The 5,859-nt window shown below is 48.0% G+C and carries 2 tRNA genes and 3 rRNA genes; all 5 read right to left on the bottom strand.

Annotation, left to right across the window (positions count from 1 at the left end):
* Positions 1 to 102: 102 nt before the first annotated feature.
* The 5 genes from rrf to AC3RVG_RS15920 all read right to left on the bottom strand — a co-directional run bounded on the left by rrf (position 103) and on the right by AC3RVG_RS15920 (position 5,632).
* Positions 103 to 212, bottom strand: a 5S ribosomal RNA gene (gene rrf / locus AC3RVG_RS15940).
* A gap of 155 nt (positions 213 to 367) precedes the next feature.
* A 23S ribosomal RNA gene (locus tag AC3RVG_RS15935) occupies positions 368 to 3,201 on the bottom strand.
* A 399-nt stretch (positions 3,202 to 3,600) separates the two neighbouring features.
* Positions 3,601 to 3,674, bottom strand: a tRNA-Ala gene (locus AC3RVG_RS15930).
* 196 nt (positions 3,675 to 3,870) lie between these two features.
* A tRNA-Ile gene (locus tag AC3RVG_RS15925) sits at positions 3,871 to 3,944 on the bottom strand.
* A 164-nt stretch (positions 3,945 to 4,108) separates the two neighbouring features.
* A 16S ribosomal RNA gene (locus tag AC3RVG_RS15920) occupies positions 4,109 to 5,632 on the bottom strand.
* The 16S, 23S and 5S rRNA genes sit together here with 2 tRNA genes alongside, the layout of an rRNA operon.
* Between the last annotated feature and the right edge of the window lie 227 nt (positions 5,633 to 5,859).

The raw sequence follows: 5,859 nt of genomic DNA, 5'->3' as shown, positions 1-5,859 counted from the left end.
CCGTCTTGCCGCCCCTACCACCACGATGTGGGAGAGTAGGTTTGTTTTTCAGTTTATTCCAAAAAAAAAAGACCCAATCAAATAAATGATTGGGTCTTTAAAGGAAGGCGGCGACCTACTCTCCCACATAACTGCAGTACCATCGGCGCAAACGGGCTTAACTTCTCTGTTCGGAAAGGTAAGAGGTGAGCCCCGTCGCTATAACCACCTTAGTTTTTCAATTCCAGCGAAGGCCTTAGCCTTGCTTGGAAAAGATCCCCGCATTGCGAGGATTAATATCGTGACATATAGGAAATAAACAATAGAAGAAAAGTGAATATACTTATACAAAGAGTTGCTTCCCTCCACCGAAGTGGAGGGATGCGTCGTACATAAGCTTACGGGCTATTAGTACCGCTCGGCTGGGACATTACTGCCCTTACACCTACGGCCTATCAACGTGGTAGTCTCCCACGGCCCTTTAAAGAAATCTCATCTTGTGATGGGTTTCGCGCTTATATGCTTTCAGCGCTTATCCCTTCCCGACGTAGCTACCCAGCGATGCTCCTGGCGGAACAACTGGTGCACCAGCGGTCAGTCCAACTCGGTCCTCTCGTACTAGAGTCAGATTCACTCAAATTTCTTGCGCCCACTGTAGATAGAGACCGAACTGTCTCACGACGTTCTGAACCCAGCTCGCGTGCCACTTTAATGGGCGAACAGCCCAACCCTTGGGACCTTCTCCAGCCCCAGGATGTGACGAGCCGACATCGAGGTGCCAAACCCCCCCGTCGATGTGAGCTCTTGGGGGAGATCAGCCTGTTATCCCCGGCGTACCTTTTATCCTTTGAGCGATGGCCCTTCCATGCGGAACCACCGGATCACTATGCTCTACTTTCGTACCTGATCGACTTGTAGGTCTCTCAGTCAAGCTCCCTTATGCCATTGCACTCTACACACGATTGCCAACCGTATTGAGGGAACCTTTAGAAGCCTCCGTTACTCTTTTGGAGGCGACCACCCCAGTCAAACTACCCACCAAGCACTGTCCCCTTTTGTAAAGGGTTAGACTCTAGACAAGCAAAGGGTGGTATTTCAACAATGACTCCACAACGCCTAGCGACGCCGCTTCAAAGTCTCCCACCTATCCTACACATTACTTGTCCAAAACCAATACTAAGCTATAGTAAAGGTGCACGGGGTCTTTTCGTCCCACAGCGGGTAATCGGCATCTTCACCGATACTACAATTTCACCGAGCTCATGGCTGAGACAGTGTCCAGATCGTTACACCATTCGTGCAGGTCGGAACTTACCCGACAAGGAATTTCGCTACCTTAGGACCGTTATAGTTACGGCCGCCGTTTACTGGGGCTTCATTTCAATGCTTCTCCCGAAGGATGACATCTCCACTTAACCTTCCAGCACCGGGCAGGTGTCAGGCCCTATACTTCATCTTTCGATTTTGCAGAGCCCTGTGTTTTTGATAAACAGTCGCCTGGACTCTTTCACTGCGGCCCCCATTGCTGGGGGCGACGCTTCTCCCGAAGTTACGCGTCTATTTTGCCTAGTTCCTTAGCCATGAATCTCTCGAGCTCCTTAGAATTCTCATCCCAACCACCTGTGTCGGTTTAGGGTACGGGCTGCTTCACTTGTTTTTCTTGGAAGTCGCTACTCTGGATTATCACCTTGGCCGAGGCCTCAGTGTACTATCGCCGTGTTACCACTGGCTTCAACGAACTATTCCGTCAGTTCGCACCAAATTTACGCCTCCGTCACTTTTAGCGTGAGCAGGTACAGGAATATTAACCTGTTGTCCATCCACTACCCCTTTCGGGTTCGCGTTAGGCCCCGACTAACCCTCAGCTGATTAGCATAGCTGAGGAAACCTTAGTCTTTCGGAGTGCGGGTTTCTCGCCCGCATTATCGTTACTTATGCCTACATTTTCTTTTCTATCCGTTCCAGCAAGCCTCGCGACTCACCTTCAACACAAATAGAATGCTCCCCTACCACTTATATAAATATAAGTCCATAGCTTCGGTAATATGTTTATGCCCGATTATTATCCATGCCGGACCGCTCGACTAGTGAGCTGTTACGCACTCTTTAAATGAATGGCTGCTTCCAAGCCAACATCCTAGCTGTCTGTGCAGTCCAACCTCGTTTTTTCAACTTAACATATATTTTGGGACCTTAGCTGATGGTCTGGGTTCTTTCCCTCTCGGACATGGACCTTAGCACCCATGCCCTCACTGCTGATCAACATTTTATAGCATTCGGAGTTTGTCAGGAATTGGTAGGCGGTGAAGCCCCCGCATCCAATCAGTAGCTCTACCTCTATAAAACTTTAAATCAACGCTGCACCTAAATGCATTTCGGGGAGTACGAGCTATTTCCGAGTTTGATTGGCCTTTCACCCCTACCCTCAGGTCATCCCAAGACTTTTCAACGTCAACGGGTTCGGTCCTCCATTTGGTGTTACCCAAACTTCAACCTGCCCAAGGGTAGATCACACGGTTTCGCGTCTACTACTACCAACTAAAGCGCCCTATTCAGACTCGCTTTCGCTGCGGCTCCTCCGCTGAGCGGATTAACCTTGCTGGCAACAGTAACTCGTAGGCTCATTATGCAAAAGGCACGCCGTCACAGCTTGCGCCGCTCCGACCGCTTGTAAGCGTATGGTTTCAGGATCTATTTCACTCCGTTATTCACGGTTCTTTTCACCTTTCCCTCACGGTACTGGTTCACTATCGGTCTCTCAGGAGTATTTAGCCTTGGCGGATGGTCCCGCCGGATTCATACAGGGTTTCACGTGCCCCGCACTACTCAGGATACCACTATCGGTAACTGTCCTTACTAATACCGGGCTATCACCGTCTATGGCCACGCTTTCCAACGTGTTCTTATTCGTAAAGCACCAAATGTCGTGGTCCTACAACCCCAATACCGCCGTAACGATATTGGTTTGGGCTAATCCGATTTCGCTCGCCGCTACTATCGGAATCACTATTGTTTTCTCTTCCTCCGGGTACTTAGATGTTTCAGTTCCCCGGGTTTGCCCCGCTTGCGCGGTAATACATCTTCAATGTACTGGGTTGCCCCATTCGGATACCTGCGGATCACTTTGTATGTGCCAATCCCCGCAGCTTTTCGCAGCTTATCACGTCCTTCATCGCCTCTGAGAGCCTAGGCATTCCCCATACGCTCTTATTTTGCTTATTGTACTTTTTGCTCTTTAATGAGTTATTCAAATTTAAGTAGGCAGTGTTCAGTGGCAGTAGGCAGTAAAACTGCGAACTGTATACTGAGACTGCTAACTTTTTTAATTATTACTTTTCTCGTATTCTTTATTTCCAATATGTCAATGAACTGTCTGGATCTCTACTATATTCACCGCAAGTATTATGAAATAGCTCTTTGGTACTCGTATAGTAGATTCTATCCGTGGTGGAGAATATCGGGGTTGAACCGATTAGCCTGTGCCGAATTTACTTCGGCAACCTTCCCGAGGTAAATTCGGGATGCTCTAGCCCCTAAATGGCTAAAACTCTGTTTCAATATGTAATGAACGTGTTTTCTTCCGAAGAAGAATATAGATCCCCGCCTTCGCGGGGATTCTAGTGGAGAATATCGGAGTCGAACCGATGACCTCCTGCGTGCAAGGCAGGCGCTCTAGCCAGCTGAGCTAATCCCCCATTTTGTTTCAGTTGCCAGTTATCAGTTAACAGTTATCAGTTAATTGATGACTTATACGTCAACTTGGGATACCCAACTTCTAAAATTTCCTTTCAATATTTCAATTTATGAACGTGTGTTGATTGTTTAAGGGATAATGAGTAATGTATACTATTGCTATTATTCATTTGACTTTATTCCTTAGTCATTCGTTTGTAGTCCCAGGCAGACTCGAACTGCCGACCTCTACATTATCAGTGTAGCGCTCTAACCAGCTGAGCTATGGGACTTTAAAAAAAGTCTCCAATGTTCAGTATTCAGTTATCAGTTTTGATATGCTGACACTGTACCTGTTGACTATAGTATTATAAAATTGACAGCTAAACCAAGCAAAACTCCTTTGTTTTTTCATATAAGAGTCTCTCTTTGTTGAATTTCGGTCGTCTTTCTCTAGAAAGGAGGTGTTCCAGCCGCACCTTCCGGTACGGCTACCTTGTTACGACTTAGCCCTAGTTACCAGCTTCACCCTAGGCCGCTCCTTGCGGTGACGGACTTCAGGTGCTTCCAGCTTCCATGGCTTGACGGGCGGTGTGTACAAGGCCCGGGAACGTATTCACCGGATCATGGCTGATATCCGATTACTAGCGATTCCAGCTTCACGGGGTCGAGTTGCAGACCCCGATCCGAACTGAGACAGGTTTTGTGGATTCGCTCCTGCTTGCGCAGTGGCTGCCCATTGTACCTGCCATTGTAGCACGTGTGTGGCCCAGGACGTAAGGGCCGTGATGATTTGACGTCATCCCCACCTTCCTCACAGTTTGCACTGGCAGTCTTGTTAGAGTTCCCGACATGACTCGCTGGCAACTAACAACAGGGGTTGCGCTCGTTATAGGACTTAACCTGACACCTCACGGCACGAGCTGACGACAACCATGCAGCACCTTGTAATCTGTCCGAAGAAAAGCATGTTTCCACGCCTGTCAGACTACATTTAAGCCCTGGTAAGGTTCCTCGCGTATCATCGAATTAAACCACATGCTCCACCGCTTGTGCGGGCCCCCGTCAATTCCTTTGAGTTTCATTCTTGCGAACGTACTCCCCAGGTGGGATACTTATCACTTTCGCTTGGCCACCCAGCACACCAATGTGCACCGGACAGCTAGTATCCATCGTTTACGGCGTGGACTACCAGGGTATCTAATCCTGTTCGCTCCCCACGCTTTCGTCCATCAGCGTCAATACGTTGTTAGTGACCTGCCTTCGCAATCGGTATTCTATGTAATATCTAAGCATTTCACCGCTACACTACATATTCTAGCCACTTCACAACGATTCAAGACAACCAGTATCAATGGCAGTTCTACAGTTGAGCTGCAGAATTTCACCACTGACTTAGTTGCCCGCCTACGGACCCTTTAAACCCAATGATTCCGGATAACGCTCGGACCCTCCGTATTACCGCGGCTGCTGGCACGGAGTTAGCCGGTCCTTATTCGTACGGTACCGTCAAGCCTCTACACGTAGAGGTGTTTCTTCCCGTAAAAAAGCAGTTTACAACCCATAGGGCCGTCTTCCTGCACGCGGCATGGCTGGATCAGGCTCTCGCCCATTGTCCAATATTCCTCACTGCTGCCTCCCGTAGGAGTCTGGTCCGTGTCTCAGTACCAGTGTGGGGGATCCCCCTCTCAGGGCCCCTAACCATCGTAGCCTTGGTGTGCCGTTACCACACCAACTAGCTAATGGTACGCATGCTCATCTTATACCGATAAATCTTTAATTAAAGAACAATGCCGCTCTTTAATACTATGGGGCATTAATCCAAGTTTCCCTGGGCTATTCCCCTGTATAAGGTAGATTGCATACGCGTTACTCACCCGTGCGCCGGTCTCAAAAGTGCAAGCACTTTCTACCCCTCGACTTGCATGTGTTAGGCCTGCCGCTAGCGTTCATCCTGAGCCAGGATCAAACTCTTCATCGTATAATCTTCAATAATATTGCGACCATACATCTATAAAGAGCTCGACTCTCAAAAAAATCTCAGAAAATCTCACTTAGTTTAGTTTCTTTGTTGACTAACTACCTTTCGGTAATTAATCTACGCTGTCAATTTCAATATCTCAATGAACTTTTCTCTATACTATTATAGAGAGTTATTTTGTTGATGGAACGGAGTTGAACCGTTGCTAATACTACCTTTCATCTTGT

The sequence above is a fragment of the Aequorivita sp. IT1282 genome, from assembly GCF_058068205.1.
Note: the sequence above shows the minus strand (reverse complement) of the source record. Positions and strands in the feature narration are given on the sequence as shown.